The organism is Streptomyces sp. NPDC087310, from assembly GCF_044744405.1.
Classification (GTDB): domain Bacteria; phylum Actinomycetota; class Actinomycetes; order Streptomycetales; family Streptomycetaceae; genus Streptomyces.
Window position 1 is genome coordinate 1,255,912 of record NZ_JBIUYF010000001.1, and the last position, 16,054, is coordinate 1,271,965.

Here is a 16,054-nt window from a genome sequence, read left to right on the forward strand (position 1 = left end):
TCCAGCCCTGTCCCTTGACACCCCTACGGCGACCCGGGACGCTTCAACACATCACATGTGGGAGCGCTCCCACCGTACCTGACCCATACATGCCCCGCACGTGGCCCGACCGCGCCGGATCCCCCCTCGCACCGCGGACAGCGGCACACAGCACGCAGCACGCACGCGGTTGGCCGGAGGCCGGCGACGTCGGTGGCACTAGGAGGACGTCATGCGTACACGTACTCGTTCGTCCCGTCGGCTGGCGGCCCTCGCGGCCGCGGCGGCCCTGGCCGTAGGCGCCCTGGCCGGCTGCGCCGCCGACGACGAACCCTCCGGCAGCGCCACCGGCGGAGGCGACGGCGCCAAGGGCAGGACCACGATCACCGTGGGTGTCTTCGGCGCCTTCGGCCTCAAGGAGGCCGGGCTCTACGACCAGTACACGAAGCTCAACCCCGATGTCGTCATCAAGCAGACCTCCATCGAGCGCAACGAGAACTACTACCCGCAGCTCCTCACCCACCTGGGCTCCGGCAGCGGGCTCGCGGACATCCAGGCCGTCGAGGTCGCCAACATCGCCGAGGTCACCGCCACCCAGAGCGACAAACTGGTCGACCTGGGCAAGGCTCCCGGCGTCCAGAAGGACAGCTTCGTACCGTGGAAGTGGGAGCAGGCCACCGCCAAGACCGGCAGGACCATAGGGCTCGGTACGGACATCGGCCCCGAGGCCATCTGCTACCGCAAGGACCTCTTCGCCCAAGCGGGGCTGCCCACCGACCGCAAGGAGGTCGGCGCGCTGTGGGCGGGTGACTGGAAGAAGTACCTGGAGGCCGGGAAGACCTTCAAGGCCAAGGCGCCCAAGGGGACGGCCTTCGTGGACTCGGCGAGCGGTGTGCTGGCCGCCGTCATGGGCAGCTCGGCGGAGCGCTTCTACGACGCGGACGGCAAGGTCGTCTACAAGACCAACCCGGCGGTGAGGGCCGCCTGGGACGACGCCGCCGCGTTCGCCGGGAACGGTCTGACCGCCAAGCTCCAGCAGTTCACGCCCTCCTGGGACCAGGGCTTCTCCAACAACGCCTTCGCCACGGTCTCCTGCCCGCCCTGGATGCTCGGCTACATCCAGGACAAGGCCGGGGACGCGGGCAAGGACAAGTGGGACGTGGCCGCCGCGCCCAAGCCCGGCAACTGGGGCGGCTCGTTCCTCACCGTGCCCGAGGCGGGCAAGAACAAGGAGGCCGCCGCCAAGCTCGCCGCCTGGCTGACCGCGCCCGAGCAGCAGGCCACGCTCTTCGAGAAGCGCGGCAGCTTCCCCAGCTCGCAGGCGGCGTACGCGCTGCCCGCGGTCTCCGGCGCGAAGCACGCGTACTTCGGCAACGCGCCGATCGGGGAGGTCTTCGTCCAGGCCGCCAAGGGCGTACCGGTGCAGATCCTCGGCCCGAAGGACGGCATCATCTCGCAGAACCTGGCCGATGTCGGCATGCTCCAGGTCGACCAGAAGGGGACCTCGTCGAAGGACGGCTGGAACGCGGCCGTGAAGGCGATCGACAACGCGCTGGACCAGTGACCGATGGCCAGTGACGCACCCACCGCCGCGCCCTCCGAGGAGGAGGGCGCGGCCCCGGCCCCGAGCACCGCCACGGCCTCCACCCGGCGCGCGCGGACCCACCTCGGCGACGAGCGCGACGAGAAGCGCGCGGAGCGGCGCAGCCGCTGGTACCGCCGCGACGTGCGGTGGAGCCCGTACGCCTTCGTCGCGCCCTTCTTCGTCTTCTTCCTGGCCTTCGGCCTCTTCCCGCTCCTCTACACCGGCTGGGCCTCGCTCCACCGGGTGGAGCTGACCGCGCCCGGCGACATGGAGTGGGTGGGGCTGCGGAACTTCTCCCGGCTGTTGAGCGACGAATTCTTCTGGAACGCTCTGAAGAACACGCTCTCCATCGGGGTGCTGTCGACCGTTCCGCAGCTCCTGATCGCGCTGGGCATCGCCCATCTGCTCAACTACCGGCTGCGCGGCTCGATGTTCTTCCGGGTCGCCGTGCTCACCCCGTACGCCACCTCGGTGGCCGCCGCGACGCTCGTCTTCGTGCTGCTCTTCGGCCGCGACTACGGGATGATCAACTGGGCGCTGGGGATGGCCGGGATCGATCCGGTCGACTGGCAGAACGGCGCGTGGACCTCGCAGCTCGCGGTCTCCACGATCGTCGTCTGGCGCTGGACGGGCTACAACGCGCTGATCTATCTGGCGGCGATGCAGTCGATCCCCGACGATCTCTACGAGTCGGCGGCGCTGGACGGGGCCTCGCGCTGGCAGCAGTTCGTCCATGTGACCGTGCCGTCGTTGCGGCCGACCATTCTGTTCACGGTGGTGGTCTCGACGATAGGGGCGACCCAGCTCTTCGGCGAGCCGCTGCTGTTCAACGGCGCCGGAGGCGCGAACGGCGGGGCCAACCACCAGTTCCAGACGCTCGGGCTCTATCTGTACGAGCAGGGCTGGGTGAATCTGCACCTCGGCCGGGCCTCGGCGATCGCCTGGACGATGTTCCTGATCCTGCTGGTCGTCGGCGCGGTGAACTGGCTGATCAGCCGTCGTCTGCGCAAGAGCTCGTAGGGCCGGGTGAGGGAGACACATGTCCACGACGACACCGTCACAGTCACAGTCATCAGAGCCGCGGTCGTCGGAGCCGCGGTCGTCCGAGCCGGAGCGGAAGTCGCCGGCGGGCGCCCGGAGCACGGGCGGGCGCGGCGCCGGGCGGCAGCTCCACGGTGGCCGGATCACCTACGCCGTACTGATCGTGTTCACCGTCGGCTCGCTCTTCCCGCTGGTGTGGACGGCGATCGCGGCGTCCCGTAACAACACCCGGCTCGCGCAGACCCCGCCGCCGTTCTGGTTCGGCGGGAACCTGTTCAAGAACCTGGAGATCGCCTGGACCGACGCCAACATGGGGACGGCGCTGCTCAACACGACGATCGTCGCCGGTTCGATCGCCGCCGGTACGGTGCTCTTCTCCACGCTCGCCGGATTCGCCTTCGCCAAACTCCGCTTCCGGTTCAAGAACCTGCTGCTCCTGCTGGTCATCGGCACGATGATGGTGCCGCCGCAGCTCAGCGTCGTCCCGCTGTACATGCTGATCGCCGAGCTGTCCTGGACCGACCGGCTCCAGTCCGTCATCCTGCCCACGCTGGTCAGCGCCTTCGGCGTGTTCTTCATGCGCCAGTACCTGATCGGGGCGCTGCCCACCGAGCTGATCGAGGCGGCCCGGGTGGACGGCGCGGCCAGTTGGCGGGTGGTCTGGCATGTCGTCTTCCCCGCCGCGCGGCCCGCGATGGCCGTTCTGGGGATGCTGACGTTCGTGATGGCCTGGAACGACTTCTTCTGGCCGATCATCGCGCTGACCCAGAACGGCAGCCCCACCGTCCAGGTGGCGCTGACCGGGCTCGGCCGCGGCTACATCCCCGACCAGTCGGTGATCATGGCGGGCGCGCTGCTGGGCACGCTGCCGCTGCTGGTCGCCTTCGTCCTGTTCGGCAAGCACATCGTCGGCGGCATCATGCAGGGCGCGGTCAAGGGCTGACCCCCGCGGCCCCGCGCCTCGCGCCCCGCGACCCCCGCGCCGCCGTCCGGCGGGTCTCCCCCGCATCTCACCCCCCACCCACACCCCCCATCCCTACGGTCACTGGGAGCTGCACCATGTCCGAGACCTTCCCGCCCGGCTTCCTCTGGGGCACCGCCACCGCCGCGTACCAGATCGAGGGCGCGCCCCACGAGAACGGCCGTACGCCCTCCATCTGGGACGTCTTCAGCCATACGCCCGGCAAGACGTTCAACGGCGACACCGGCGACGTCGCCGTCGACCACTTCCACCGCCGGGCCGAGGACGTCCGGCTGATGGCGGACCTCGGCGTGAACGCGTACCGCTTCTCGGTCTCCTGGCCGCGCGTGCAGCCCACCGGGCGCGGTCCCGCCGTCCAGCGCGGCCTGGACTTCTACCGCGAACTCGTCGACGACCTGCTCGCCCACGGCATCGAGCCCGTCCTCACCCTCTACCACTGGGACCTCCCGCAGGAGCTGGAGGCGGCGGGCGGCTGGCCGGAGCGCGAGACGGCGTACCGGTTCGCGGAGTACGCGCGGTACGTCGGCGAGGCGCTCGGCGACCGTGTGGAGCGCTGGACGACCCTCAACGAGCCCTGGTGCAGCGCGTTCCTGGGGTACGCGTCCGGGGTGCACGCCCCGGGCCGTACGGACCCGGTGGCCGCCCTGCGCGCCGCCCACCACCTCAACCTGGGCCACGGCCTTGCCACGCAGGCGCTGCGCTCGGTGCTCCCGGCGCGGGCGCAGGTCTCGGTGAGCCTCAACCCGTCCTGTGTACGGGCCCGTACCCAGGCGCCCGAGGACCTGAACGCCCGGCGCCGGATCGACGCCCTCGCCAACCGCATCTTCACCGGGCCGATGCTCTCGGGCGCGTACCCGGACGACCTCTTCGCCGATACGGTCCGGCTCACCGACTGGTCCTTCGTCCACGCGGGCGACGCGGCGGTGGCCCGTCAGCCGCTGGACTCGCTGGGCATCAACTACTACCAGCCCTCCGTCGTCTCGGCCGCCACCGGGGCCGACACGGACCGGCACGACGGCCATGGCGCGAGTGACCACTCCCCCTGGCCGGGCGCGGACGGCATCGCCTTCCACCAGCCGGCCGGCGAACTGACCGAGATGGGCTGGACGGTGGATCCGAGCGGGCTGTACGACCTGCTGATGCGCTACTCGCGGGAGGCGCCGGGGCTGCCCCTGATGATCACGGAGAACGGCGCGGCGTACGAGGACAAGCCGGCCGCCGACGGCGCGGTCCATGACCCCGACCGGATCCGTTATCTGCACGGCCACCTGTCGGCGGTGCGCCGCGCGCTCTCGGACGGGGCCGATGTACGCGGCTACTTCCTCTGGTCGCTGATGGACAACTTCGAGTGGGCGTACGGGTACGGCAAGCGGTTCGGCGCGGTCCACGTGGACTACGAGACGCAGCGCCGTACCCCGAAGTCGAGCGCGCGGTGGTACGCGAAGGTCGCGGCCACCGGTGAGCTGCCGGAGCCGCCGCTCGGCTGAGTGAGCTGGGTGAGGCGACCGGCAGTCGGCGGCCGGGGACGGGAACCTGCCCGCCCCGGCCGCCGGTTCACGCCTCCGCGGATTCGGACGTACGCGCTCCCCGGCCCGCCCTGCCCGGCCATCTCCCCCGCCCGCGCCCGCTTCCGCGCCCCCGGCCGCGCAGCCGGTGGCCGCGCCGTTCGTCCGGGGAGCGCCAGCCGTCGAGGCCGATCCAGATCCGTATCTCCGTACCGCCGAGGACGGAGCGGCCGATCCGTACGTCGCCGCCCGTCGACTCCGCGACCCGGCGCACGATGTCGAGCCCGAGGCCGGTGGAGCCCTCGCGGCCCCCGCTGTTGCCCCGGGCGAGCGCGGCCGTCGGGTCGGTGATCCCGGCGCCCGCGTCCGAGACGAGGACGAGCACCGCGTCCTCCCCGTTGTGCACGTCGACCGAGAAGGCCGTGCCCTCCGGGGTGTGCCGGAAGACATTGCCGAGCAACGCGTCGAGGGCGGCGGCCAGTTCGGTCCGTACCACCGGGGCGCGCACCGGCCGGCCGATGCCCGCGACCCGTACCGTACGGCCCTCGTCCTCGGCCAGCGCGGACCAGAAGTCCATCCGCTCCCGGACCACTTCGGAGACGTCGCACCCCCCGGCGGGCCCCGCCGCGACCGTCTGGGGCTTGGACTCGCGGGCGGTCCGGATGATCGTGTCGACCTCGCGCTCCAACTGCTCGACCGCCGCCCGGGTCTGGTCGGCGGCCGGGCCCTCGCCGAGCGAGGCGGCGTTGAGGCGGAGCACGGTGAGCGGGGTACGGAGCCGGTGCGAGAGGTCGGCGGCGAGCTCCCGCTCGTTGGCGAGGAGCTGGACGACCTGGTCGGCCATGGAGTTGAACGCGACGGCGGCGGCGTGGAGTTCGGCCGGCCCCTCCTCGGGGACGCGCGCCCCGAGCTTCCCCTCGCCGAGGGCGCCCGCTGCGCCCGCGAGCTGCCGCGCGGGCTCGACCATCCGTACGCCGAGCCGGTCCGCCACGGCGACCGAGCCGACGATCAGGGCGACGCCGACGCCCGCGAGGACCAGCCAGGCGGTGGTGACCCCGTTGGTGACCTCGTCCTGGGGGACGTAGATCTCGACGATCGCGATACGGCCCGAGCCGAGGGCGGTCGGCTGGAGCAGCACGGAACCGCCCGCCACCTCGGCCGTGGCGGCGCGCGGGGTGCGCCGTACGGTCGCCAGGTCGTCCCGGTCGGCCCGGCGCGTGCCGATCTCCACCGCCGCGTCGTCCTCCCCGGCGGCCGGGACGTGTACGGCCATCCGCCCGTCGGCGCCCGCCTGCGTGGAGGCGACGGCGCGCTCCAGCTCGGCGCGGTCGGTGGTGATGGAGAGGGTGGGTCCGATGGCGGCGGCCTGCCGCTCGGCGTTGGTGAAGGCCCGGTCCCTGGCCATCTCCTTGATGACGAGACCGAGCGGTACGGCGAAGGCGACGACGACCATCACGGTGACCGCCAGGGACACCCTGACCAGGGCCCATCTCATAGGCGCGGCTCCCCGCCGAACTCCACCGGCGGCTCCAGCTTCACGCCGACGCCGCGCAGGGTGTGCAGATAGCGGGGCCTGGCCGCCGTCTCGCCCAGCTTCCGGCGCAGCCAGGACAGATGGACGTCGATGGTCTGGTCGTCGCCGTACGACTGCTGCCACACCTCGGCGAGCAGCTCCTTGCGCGGTACGACGACGCCGGGGCGCCCGGCGAGGAAGGTCAGCAGGTCGAACTCGCGGCGGGTGAGGTCCAGCGGCGTACCGTCCAACTCGGCCTGGCGGCGCAGCGGATCGATGGCGAGCCCGCCGACCCGCAGGACGTTCGGGGCCGGCGCCCCGCCCCCGGCGGCGCGGGAGCGGCGCAGTACGGCGGCGATCCTGGCCGAGAGATGGGCCACGGAGAACGGCTTGGTGAGGTAGTCGTCGGCGCCGTCGTTGAGCAGCCGGACGATCTCGGTCTCGTCGTCCCGGGCCGTGGCGATGATCACCGGTACGTCGGTGATGCCGCGCAGCATCTTCAGCGCCTCGGAGCCGTCGAGGTCGGGCAGTCCGAGGTCGAGGATGACGACGTCGAACCGGAAATGGGCCACTTCACGCAGCGCCTCCAGGGCCGTGCCGACGCTCCGTACGGTGTGGGAAGCCTCGGTCAAGTGCCTGATGAGGGCGGAGCGTACGAACTGGTCGTCCTCGACCACGAGCACACTGGGCATGGGCGGCACCGTACGCCATCGGGGAGACGCGGGGAGGCGGGCCCACGGGGCCGGGCGCCGGACCGGGGCGACCGGCGGGACAGCGGTGACGTACGTGGTGCACTATGGCCCCGATGCGCAGAGGACTCGTACACACGATCGCCTGGCTGCTCGCCACCGGCGCGGCGACCACGCTGACCTGGTGGGGTGTCCACACGGTCATGGCCGGGACGGCGTACGACCCGCCGCGCGCGCTGCCGCTGCCGGTGGACGGCGCGCAGGAGGTGTCCGCCGCGTCCCGCGCGCCGCTGGACTCCTCGACCCGGCGGCCCCGGAGCCCGTCGGCGAAGCCGCCGACGCCCTCGCCGCCGTCCCCGTCCCTGTCCCTGTCACCGGGGACTCCGGAGGGCGGCCGTACCGCCGCGCCGGACGCCTCCGCCGGTACGGAGCCCGACGCGAGCCCGGCGCCGTCCGCGTCCCCGGGATCCGGGTCCGGCTCCGGGTCCGGGTCCGGCTCCGAGGGCACGGTGGAGAGCTATGCGGTGGACGGCGGCCGGGTCGTCCTCGAACTGGGGCCCTCCTCGGCCGAGTTGGTCTCCGCGACGCCGAACGCGGGCTGGCAGGTGCAGGCGTGGTCGGAGGAGTACTGGATCCGGGTGACGTTCACGCGGGACGGCCGGGAGGTCTCGGTGTTCTGCACGTGGCACGACCATCCACCGAAGGTGGAGTTCGACGACCGCTGACGACCCGGCTCGCCCCAGGGCGGCTTCAGAGCGTTCAGACGTTCAGGACGTGAACGTACCGGCCGGGGGCAGCGGTGACGCCTTCGCGCCCGCGTCCGTCACGACGGCCGCCCCACCGCTGAAGTCTGCCAGCGCGCGCCCGTGTTCGACGCGCCCCGGATGCGGATCGCTCGCGACCCTGCGGGTCAGTTCCGCGACGGGCAGCTCCCGGTCGGCGGCGACCAGGACGGCGTTGCCGAAGCGCCGTCCGCGCAGCACGGCCGGGTCGGCGGCGAGCGCCAGATGCCCGAACGCGCCCGCGGCGGTGGCGATCTGGCCCCGGAGGTGGGTGAGCGGCGGGCCGTCCGCGATGTTCGCGGCGTACCAGCCGTCCGGCTTGAGGGCCCGCCGTACGTCGGTCAGGAACTCGGCGCTGGTGAGATGGGCGGGGGTGCGCGTACCGCCGAACACGTCGGCGATCACCAGATCCGCCCAGCCGTCGGGCACCTTGGCGAGCGCGGCGCGGGCGTCGGCGGAGCGGACGCGGATCCGGGCGGTGGGGTCCAGCGGCAGATGGGTCCGTACGAACCGGACGAGGGCCGCGTCGACCTCCGCGATCTGCTGGGTGGAGCGGGGGCGGGTGGCTGCGGTGTAGCGGGCGAGCGTGAAGGCGCCACCGCCGAGATGCACGACGTGCAGGGGCCGTTGGGCGGGGGCCACGAGGTCGATGACATGGCCGAGCCTGCGCTGGTACGCGAAGGAGAGGTACGCGGGGTCGTCGAGGTCGACATGGGACTGCGGGGCGCCGTCGATCAGCAGCGTCCAGGCGCGGGCGCGCTCGCGGTCGGGGGTCAGCTCGGCGACACCGGCGTCGACGCTCTCGACGACGGCGTCCGCCCGGTCCCGCCTGCTGCGTGCCACGCCCCCATTATCGGGGAGGCGGGTGCGGGGCGGAAACCCAGGCCGGTACCGGGTGGAAGCTCCCCTTCAGGAACACCCGTTCAGGAGCGTTCCTGCTCAGGAGCACCGGTCGGCGGCCTCGATCAGCCGCGCCGCCTCTCCCAGCGCCGCCCGCAGCACCACCGGATCCGTGACAGGACCCGTGACGTCGGGCGGCAGCAGCCAGCCCGATCCGGTGACCGGCGGCTCCGAGGGGATCCGCAGGCCCCGGCCGAACGTCTGCGTACAGGCGCTGCCCGGCAGGTCCCAGCCCGCCGCCGTGCCGGGCGGCACGAGGAAGCCGAGCGTGTCGCAGGAACCGTCGTGCAGCACCGGCCCCACCCGGGGGGCGGCGCCCGCCGGGGCCGCGCCGCGCCGCAGGATGTCCACCGCCTCCAGCCCCTGGCGCGCCGGGACGGTCACCAGGTCGCACGGTTCCCCGGCGTCGTCGGGGCGTGCGCTGGACTCCTGATGATGTGCGTGCTGAGCAGTCGTGCGTGAGCCACCACTGGTCTCCATACGGACCTCCCACTCCCACTCCAACAAGGCAAGCCCTCCTCGTCGAACGCAGACACGTTGAGCGTCTCCTTCAGGTTCAACGCGACGCGGTGTCAACGGCTACGGCGAAACGCCGCCGCAAAGGATGGCAGTTCATGGCGGATCGTGGGCGAGAAATCCGATTTGTAGGCAAACCCTGCGTATAGACACCGTCACGGAAGGTAAGTTCGTGCCCTGCCGGGACACCGGCCGCACACCGGCCGGGGGACGGTCGCATTCGGCTGCACACCGGCCGTATTCGGCTGTACACCGGCTGTAGACCGGCTGTATTCGGCTGTAGATCGGCTGCACCAGGAGAGGCTCGGCCATGACGTCGTCCCGGGCAGTTCCCAACCCCGTCTTCCGCCAACTGCGCGGGCAGCGCTCGCCGGGGGAGTTCGCCGCCGCCGTGCGCAGGGCCGCGCGGGAGATCGGTGAACACGTCGCGTGCGACGCCCGCTACATCGGACGCGTGGAGGCCGGCGAGATCCGCTGTCCCAACTACGCGTACGAACGGGTCTTCCTGCACATGTTCCCCGGGCTGACACTGCGGGACCTGGGCTTCTCGGCGCGCGAGGAGGTACGCGGCAGGGCGGCGCGGGTCACGGCCCAGCGCCGCCCCCCGTCCCCCCCTTCCCCTCTCCCTTCCCCCACCCCGTCCCCTCCCCCCACCCCGAAACCCGCACCGGCCTGGACCCCCGTGGCCACGGCCCCGACGAACCACCCCAGCGACACCAGCGAGGAGAGCGACGTGCTGCGTCGCGCATTCATGACGAGCGGCCCCGCCACGGTGATGGCCGCCTCCCTCGGGCTCGGCGGTTCGGCCGTCGCCTCCGTGCCCGCCCCCCGGCGGGTCGGCGAGGCCGAGGTGCACGCCGTCGAGGAGGCCGTACGACGGATCCGGCTGCTCGACGACCGGCACGGCGCCGACGGGCTCTACCGGAGCGCCGCCCAGCCGCTGCGCGCCGCGTACACGCTGCTCGACGCGGGCACGACGACCCGGCGCGCCACCGCCGACCGGCTCTACTCGGGCGCGGGTGAACTGTCGATCTCGGTGGGCTGGCTCGCCCATGACTCCGGCCGCTTCGACGAGGCGCGCTCGCACTACGCGGAGGCGCTGGCCACGGCGCGGATCGCGGGCGATCACGCCCTGGAGGCGCACGCCTTCTGCAACACGTCGTTCCTCGCCAGGGACGCGGGCCAGTACCGGGAGGCCGTACGCGCCGCACAGGCGGGCCGGCGGGCGGCGGGCCGGCTCTCCTCGCAGCGGCTGCTGTCGCTGCTCGCGCTGCGGGAGGCGGGCGGCCGGGCCTGGCTCGGCGACCGTACGGGGTGCGAGCAGGCGCTGTCCCAGGCCCACGGCTACTTCGAGCGCGGGCCCTCGGACGCCGACCCGGAGTGGATGTCGTTCTTCGGCGAACCGGAACTGGAGGCGCAGGAGGCGCTGTGTCACGCGGCGCTCGGCGACTGGGCGCTGGCCGCGCGCCACGCCTACCGCGCGACGGTCCTCCAGCAGCCGCACTTCGCCCGCAACCTCGCCCTGTACCGCGCGGAGCTGGCCACGGACCTGGCCCGCGCGGGCGCGCCGGACGAGGCGGCGGCGGCCGGGCACCAGGTGCTCGATCTGCTGGACGACGTCCAGTCCTCGCGCATCCTGACGAAGCTCGCCGCGACGGCGCGGGTGCTGCTGCCGCACCGGCGGATGCCCGAGGTGGGCGCGTTCCTGGAGCGCCACGCGACGGTCAACGCGCGCGGATAGTCGGCGGGGTGGCCGTACGGGTCCTGGGCGAACGGGTCCTGGGCGTGCGGGTCCTGGGCGTGCGGGCCCCGTTCACGCCACGAGGTGCCCCGTGTCGTTCCAGACCTGGATCGCCGGCAGGTCGTACGCCCAGCTCAGCACCGAGATCGACGTCGGGTCGAGCCGGATGCGGGCCGCGAACGCGATGTCCTCGCCCAGCCAGCGCGCCCCTATGGCACGCAGGATGTGGCCGTGCGCGAAGACCAGGACGTCGCGGTCGGCCGAGCGCGCCCAGGCGACGACCTCGTCCGCGCGGGCGGCGACCTGCGCCAGGCTCTCGCCGTCCGGGACACCGTCGCGCCAGATCAGCCACTCCGGGCGGTCCGCCTTGATCTGCGCCGGGGTCATCCCCTCGTACGCGCCGTAGTCGAACTCCATCAGCGCGTCCCAGGGTTCCGCGCGCTCCCCGAACCCCGCCAGCTCGCAGGTCTCGCTCGCGCGGGCCAGCGGGCTGGTGCGTATCTCCGCGTCGGGCAGCCCCGACCAGGGCTCGCGGTGCAGCCGCTCGCCGAGCAGCTTGGCGCCCCGGCGCCCCTCTTCGAGCAGGGGGATGTCGGTCCGGCCCGTGTGTTGTCCGGACAGCGACCAGGCGGTCTGGCCGTGCCGGGCGAGCAGGATGCGCGGTGCCATGGAAATGCTCCCTGAGGTTCATGTCGGTGCCGTTCCATCATCGCGCACCTGAACGAACGGCGACTTCCAGGGGGCAACCTCGCCACGCGTATCAGCGTCCCACTCTCCGTCGGAGGTGATGCTGTCGCACACGGATTCCCGGGTACACCCGGCCGAAGGCGCCGATCGCGTACACCGTACGGTTGAACGTCGGCCGAAAGCCGCATGAACACATGATGGAGACCGCCCGGATGCCGTACCGCGCCAGCGCCGCCCGTGCCGACCGTGCCGACGCCGGTGCCGACGCCGGTGCGACGCACCGCTCGCGCCCGCGCCCCCGCTGGTGGACCGAACTGGCGCTGCTCGTGGTGGTCTACGCCGCGTACTCGGCGGGCCGGCTGCTGGCGCGCGGCGACGTGTCGACGGCGGTCGGCAACGGGCTGGCGATCCTCCGGGTGGAGAAGGCGTTGCTCCTCAACGCCGAGCACCCCCTCAACCGGCTCTTCACCAGCACCCCTGCGATCGGGATACCCGCCGACTTCGCGTACGCCTCGCTGCACTACCTCGTGACCCCGGCGGTCCTCGTCTGGCTCTTCCGCCGCCGCCCCGCGCGCTACCGGGCCGCCCGCACCTGGCTGATGGTCTCCACCCTCCTCGGACTGGTCGGCTTCACGCTGATGCCCACCTGCCCGCCCCGGCTGCTGGACGCGGGGCACGGCTTCGTCGACACCATGGCGCAGTACAGCGCGTACGGCTGGTGGGGTACGGAGGCCAGCGCGCCGCGCGGACTCGGCGGGATGACGAACCAGTACGCGGCGATGCCCAGCCTCCACGTGGGGTGGGCGCTGTGGTGCGGGGTGCTGCTGTGGAAGCACGCGCGCACCCCGCTGGTGCGGTGGCTGGGGCTCGCCTATCCGCTGGTCATCACCGTGGTGGTGATGGGCACGGCGAACCACTACTTCCTCGACGCGGTCGCGGGCGCCGCGGTGATGGGCGCGGGGGCGCTGCTGACCCGGCCGGCGACGCGCGCCGTGGAGCGCGTACGGATCCGGCTGACGGCGGCGGGGAAGGCACCCCACCACCCGCCGCAGGCGCCCGCCCCCTCGCAGGCGCCCATCCCGTCGCAGACATCCGCCTCGTCGCAGGGGTCCGCCCCCTCGCAGACATCCGCCTCGTCGCAGGCGTCGTCACCGGCCCGTTCCGCCCGCTCGGCCCCGATTGTCAGCGGTGGATGCGAGACTTCCGCGGGTGAGCGATTCCCTGGGCAGCGGACCCGCAGCAGCACCAGCACCTCCTCCGCAGACGACACTCCGGCGACGGCTCGCTGAGCTGCGCGGCCCCACCGTCGCGCCGCAGCCGCTCGACGCCCGCGCGCTGGCCGCCCTCGCGGCCAACCCCGGCTGCCGGCGCCGCGCGCTGCTCGACGGCGCGGGCGTCGACAAGGCCGCGCTCGCGACGGCGCTGGGCTCGCCCGCGCCGTTCGGTCAGTCGCAGTTCGCGTTCATGCGCGGCAACGCCTTCGAGGCCAAGGTCAAGGCCGACGGCGGTACGGAGCTGATGCGGCTGGTCGCGGAGCGCCTCGGCGGCGCGGCGCCACCACCCGGGCCGGGCGAGGTCCTCGTACCCGACCTGTCGGCGGCCGGTCCCGAGGGGCGCGTGGCCCGTACGGCGCTGGCGCTGCGGGAGGCGACGGAGGCGGCGGCGTGGGCGCTGCTGGACCATCCGCTGCTGGCCCTGGAGGTCGCGGGGTCACCGGCGTATCTGGAGCCGGACGCGGTGGTGGTGCGGCCCGACGGCCGGTGGACGGTCGTGGAGATCAAGTCGTTCCCGATGATCGACGGTTCGGCCGACGCGGCCAAGGTCGGCGCGGCGGCGCGGCAGGCGGCGGTGTACGCGCTCGCGCTGGAGCGGGTCGCCGCGGTCACCGCGGGCGCCGAGGTGGGCCACCGGGTGCTGCTGGTCTGCCCCAAGGACTTCTCCAACCTGCCGACCGCGTCAGTCGTCGACGTACGCAAACAGCTCTCGGTGACGCGTCGGCAGCTCGCGCGGCTCACCAGGATCGAGGAGATCGCCGAGGCGCTGCCCGAGGGCACCACCTTCGACGTGGAGCGCTGCTCGGGCGCGGAGCTGACGACCGCCGTCGAAGCGGTCTCCGCGGCGTACGCCCCCGAGTGCCTGGCCGCCTGTGAACTGGCCTTCCACTGCCGCTCGGCGGCGCGCACGGACGGCGCGGTGGAGGCGCTGGGCCGGGGCGTACGGGGGGAACTGGGCGGCCTGACGACGGTCCCCGCGGTGCTGGCCGCGGCGCGCGGGGAGGCGGGCGACCCGGCGGACCCGACGGTCGCGACGCTCCGGCGGGCGGCGGCGCTGCGGGCGGAGGCCCTGGAGGAGGGGCGCCGCCGCGCCGCCTCCTTGAGCGCCGCGGAAGGTGTCGTGGCGGAAGGTGTCGTGGAGGAGGCCGCATGTCGCTGATCAGTACGCTCGCCCGGCTGGAGGCCACGGCGAGCGGACGCGCCCAGCCGCTGACGACCGTCCTGCACCGCCGGATCTCCGACCGGCCGCTCGTGCTCGTCCCGCTCACCACCGCGGGCGAGGCGGGCGCGCCGCTCGGCGCGCTCGTCGGGACGGACCGGGACGCGCCCCGGCTGCTGACCGTGGCGCAGCCGCGCGACCGCGATCTGCGGTTCGCGTTCCTCGGTGAGCTGGCCGAGACCGTCCTGCCGTACCTGGACGGGTACGCCGATGTGATCGAGGCCGCCGAGCGGAACGAGACCGATCCCGAGACCGGGAAGCGGGTCAAGGTCGAGGTCGAGCTGTGCGTGGACGCACCGCAGGTGATCGTGCCGAACCGGCCCGGTGTCGACTTCGTCCGGCTGCTGGGCCGGTCGATGCGGTTCCGGCGGACGGCGGAGGACGATCCGGACGCGCCGTACCCGGCGCCGCCGCGCGTGCCGCTGCTCGGCCGCTGGCTGACGCACTACGGCGAGCGCGCCCGCGTTCCCGGCTCCTCGCTGCTGCTCGCGACGACCGATCTGCTGGGCCGCCACTGGGCGACGGGCCAGTCCAACCTGGAGGACCAGCACCTGGGCGCGCTGCTCGCCTGGCTGGCTCCGCCGGACGGCGTCCCGGGCGCGGAGGCGGCGCTCCGGGCGGAGCTGGCGCGGGACGGGGAAGGGCAGTTGGTGTGCCCGCCGGCCGGTCCCGCGACGGACCCGGCGTTCGACAACAAGCTGCTGGCGCCCGCGATCGAGGCGTACGACCGGGCGCGCGGCGCGCTCGCGGCGGCGGAGGACGGGCCTGGCGCGGAGGAGCAGTTGGCCCGGCTGACGGCGGCCGAGCGGCGGATCCGTGAGCTGCTGGAGTCCGTCATGCGGCCCACGTGGGACGCGGTCTGGCAGGGCCTGGACCTGCTGCGCACGCTGCCGGAGGGCGAGCGCGTCGGGGACCGCTGGACGCGGGACCGCTGGTCCTTCACCGGCCACCGCGACCGGGTGCGCGCCGGGGAGCCGCCGCAGCCCCGCAGGGACGACGCGGTGACGGCGGCCCAGAAGCTCGCCTCGCGGGAGACGGCCCAGGGCCAACTGGAGGCGCAGGAGGCCCTGGACGACCCGCTGGTGCTGGCGGGGCGGCGGCTCGCCGGGGAGGCGTTCCTCGGGGAGGTGACGGAGGTGGTGATGGCGTACAGCGAGAGCAAACGGCCGAGCCCGCGCCCCCTGATCACGGTCCGCACCGACGACCGCCCCCATCTCGGGGCGGGCGTGAAGGTGTTCCGCTCGCTGGACGGCAAGCCGCAGACGGCGGAGTTCGTACGGTACGAGGAGTCCGTACCGCACGAGGAGTCCGCACCGCACGCGGAGGGCGACGCGGAGGAGGACGGTCCGGCGGAGGACGGCGGCGGCGTGCTGGTGGTGCGGCTGACCGACCGCATGGGCCGGAGCAAGGAGCCCGCGCCGGGCTCCGTACCGGCCAAGGGCGACCGGATCGCCTGGACGCTCTTCGAGCACGACCAGCGCGGCGGCCCGAAGCTGCCGGACCCGGAGCACACGCCGTGGACCCACGGCGGCCCGCCGGCGGGCCCGGAGGCCACCCTCGACGGCACGGTGCCCGCGCCGGTGCCGGATCCGGTGACCGAGGAGGACTTCCTGTGAGCCCCGTGCCGCCGATCCCGTACCC

The 16,054-nt window shown here is 73.4% G+C and carries 14 protein-coding genes; 9 read left to right on the forward strand and 5 right to left on the reverse strand.

Features of this window, described 5'->3' with window-relative positions:
* Nucleotides 1-211: 211 nt before the first annotated feature.
* The 4 genes from ACIO3P_RS05090 to ACIO3P_RS05105 all read left to right on the forward strand — a co-directional run bounded on the left by ACIO3P_RS05090 (nt 212) and on the right by ACIO3P_RS05105 (nt 5,074).
* Nucleotides 212-1,543, forward strand: coding sequence for an ABC transporter substrate-binding protein (locus ACIO3P_RS05090; RefSeq protein ID WP_329826948.1), 1,332 nt, complete (start codon nt 212-214; stop codon nt 1,541-1,543).
* Between the two features lie 3 nt (nt 1,544-1,546).
* On the forward strand, nt 1,547-2,584 hold the full coding sequence (locus tag ACIO3P_RS05095) for a sugar ABC transporter permease (protein ID WP_329826947.1): 1,038 nt from the start codon (nt 1,547-1,549) through the stop codon (nt 2,582-2,584).
* A 19-nt stretch (nt 2,585-2,603) separates the two neighbouring features.
* A complete protein-coding gene (locus tag ACIO3P_RS05100) occupies nt 2,604-3,548 on the forward strand; it encodes a carbohydrate ABC transporter permease (RefSeq protein ID WP_329826946.1) in 945 nt (314 codons plus the stop codon).
* A 116-nt stretch (nt 3,549-3,664) separates the two neighbouring features.
* A complete protein-coding gene (locus ACIO3P_RS05105) occupies nt 3,665-5,074 on the forward strand; it encodes a GH1 family beta-glucosidase (RefSeq protein WP_329826945.1) in 1,410 nt (469 codons plus the stop codon).
* Between the two features lie 67 nt (nt 5,075-5,141).
* Here the strand turns inward: ACIO3P_RS05105 and ACIO3P_RS05110 are convergent, their stop codons facing one another.
* Nucleotides 5,142-6,587 carry a HAMP domain-containing sensor histidine kinase gene (locus ACIO3P_RS05110; protein WP_329826944.1) on the reverse strand — a complete coding sequence of 482 codons (1,446 nt, stop codon included), beginning with the start codon at nt 6,585-6,587 and terminating at the stop codon, nt 5,142-5,144.
* The gene (locus ACIO3P_RS05115; protein WP_329826943.1) at nt 6,584-7,297 is read right to left on the reverse strand and encodes a response regulator transcription factor; all 714 of its coding nucleotides are present in this window, start codon (nt 7,295-7,297) and stop codon (nt 6,584-6,586) included. Before ACIO3P_RS05115 ends, ACIO3P_RS05110 begins: the two co-directional genes overlap by 4 nt.
* A 113-nt stretch (nt 7,298-7,410) precedes the next feature.
* On the opposite strand from ACIO3P_RS05115, the gene ACIO3P_RS05120 reads away from it, so the two are divergent.
* Nucleotides 7,411-8,019: a hypothetical protein gene (locus ACIO3P_RS05120; protein ID WP_401855107.1), complete on the forward strand. Its 609-nt coding sequence runs from the start codon at nt 7,411-7,413 to the stop codon at nt 8,017-8,019.
* 42 nt (nt 8,020-8,061) lie between these two features.
* Here the strand turns inward: ACIO3P_RS05120 and ACIO3P_RS05125 are convergent, their stop codons facing one another.
* Both ACIO3P_RS05125 and ACIO3P_RS05130 read right to left on the reverse strand, forming a co-directional pair.
* Entirely contained in the window at nt 8,062-8,919 is an 858-nt protein-coding gene (locus ACIO3P_RS05125; RefSeq protein ID WP_329826941.1) for a fused MFS/spermidine synthase, read from the reverse strand.
* 96 nt (nt 8,920-9,015) lie between these two features.
* Complete coding sequence (locus ACIO3P_RS05130; RefSeq protein WP_329827418.1) at nt 9,016-9,456, reverse strand: hypothetical protein; 441 nt, start codon at nt 9,454-9,456, stop codon at nt 9,016-9,018.
* 346 nt (nt 9,457-9,802) lie between these two features.
* On the opposite strand from ACIO3P_RS05130, the gene ACIO3P_RS05135 reads away from it, so the two are divergent.
* Entirely contained in the window at nt 9,803-11,233 is a 1,431-nt protein-coding gene (locus ACIO3P_RS05135) for a tetratricopeptide repeat protein (RefSeq protein WP_329826939.1), read from the forward strand.
* A gap of 72 nt (nt 11,234-11,305) precedes the next feature.
* Here the strand turns inward: ACIO3P_RS05135 and ACIO3P_RS05140 are convergent, their stop codons facing one another.
* Nucleotides 11,306-11,902, reverse strand: coding sequence for a histidine phosphatase family protein (locus ACIO3P_RS05140; RefSeq protein WP_329826937.1), 597 nt, complete (start codon nt 11,900-11,902; stop codon nt 11,306-11,308).
* A 215-nt stretch (nt 11,903-12,117) separates the two neighbouring features.
* Between ACIO3P_RS05140 and ACIO3P_RS05145 the strand changes: the two genes are divergently transcribed.
* Genes ACIO3P_RS05145 through ACIO3P_RS05155 form a run of 3 tightly spaced genes read left to right on the forward strand, consistent with a single transcriptional unit; the run spans nt 12,118 to nt 16,029 of the window.
* A complete protein-coding gene (locus ACIO3P_RS05145; protein WP_401855291.1) occupies nt 12,118-13,209 on the forward strand; it encodes a phosphatase PAP2 family protein in 1,092 nt (363 codons plus the stop codon).
* The gene (locus ACIO3P_RS05150; RefSeq protein WP_401855111.1) at nt 13,130-14,353 is read left to right on the forward strand and encodes a hypothetical protein; all 1,224 of its coding nucleotides are present in this window, start codon (nt 13,130-13,132) and stop codon (nt 14,351-14,353) included. The genes ACIO3P_RS05145 and ACIO3P_RS05150 overlap by 80 nt, the downstream gene beginning before the upstream one ends.
* Entirely contained in the window at nt 14,344-16,029 is a 1,686-nt protein-coding gene (locus ACIO3P_RS05155) for a hypothetical protein (protein ID WP_401855112.1), read from the forward strand. The genes ACIO3P_RS05150 and ACIO3P_RS05155 overlap by 10 nt, the downstream gene beginning before the upstream one ends.
* Nucleotides 16,030-16,054 lie beyond the last annotated feature (25 nt).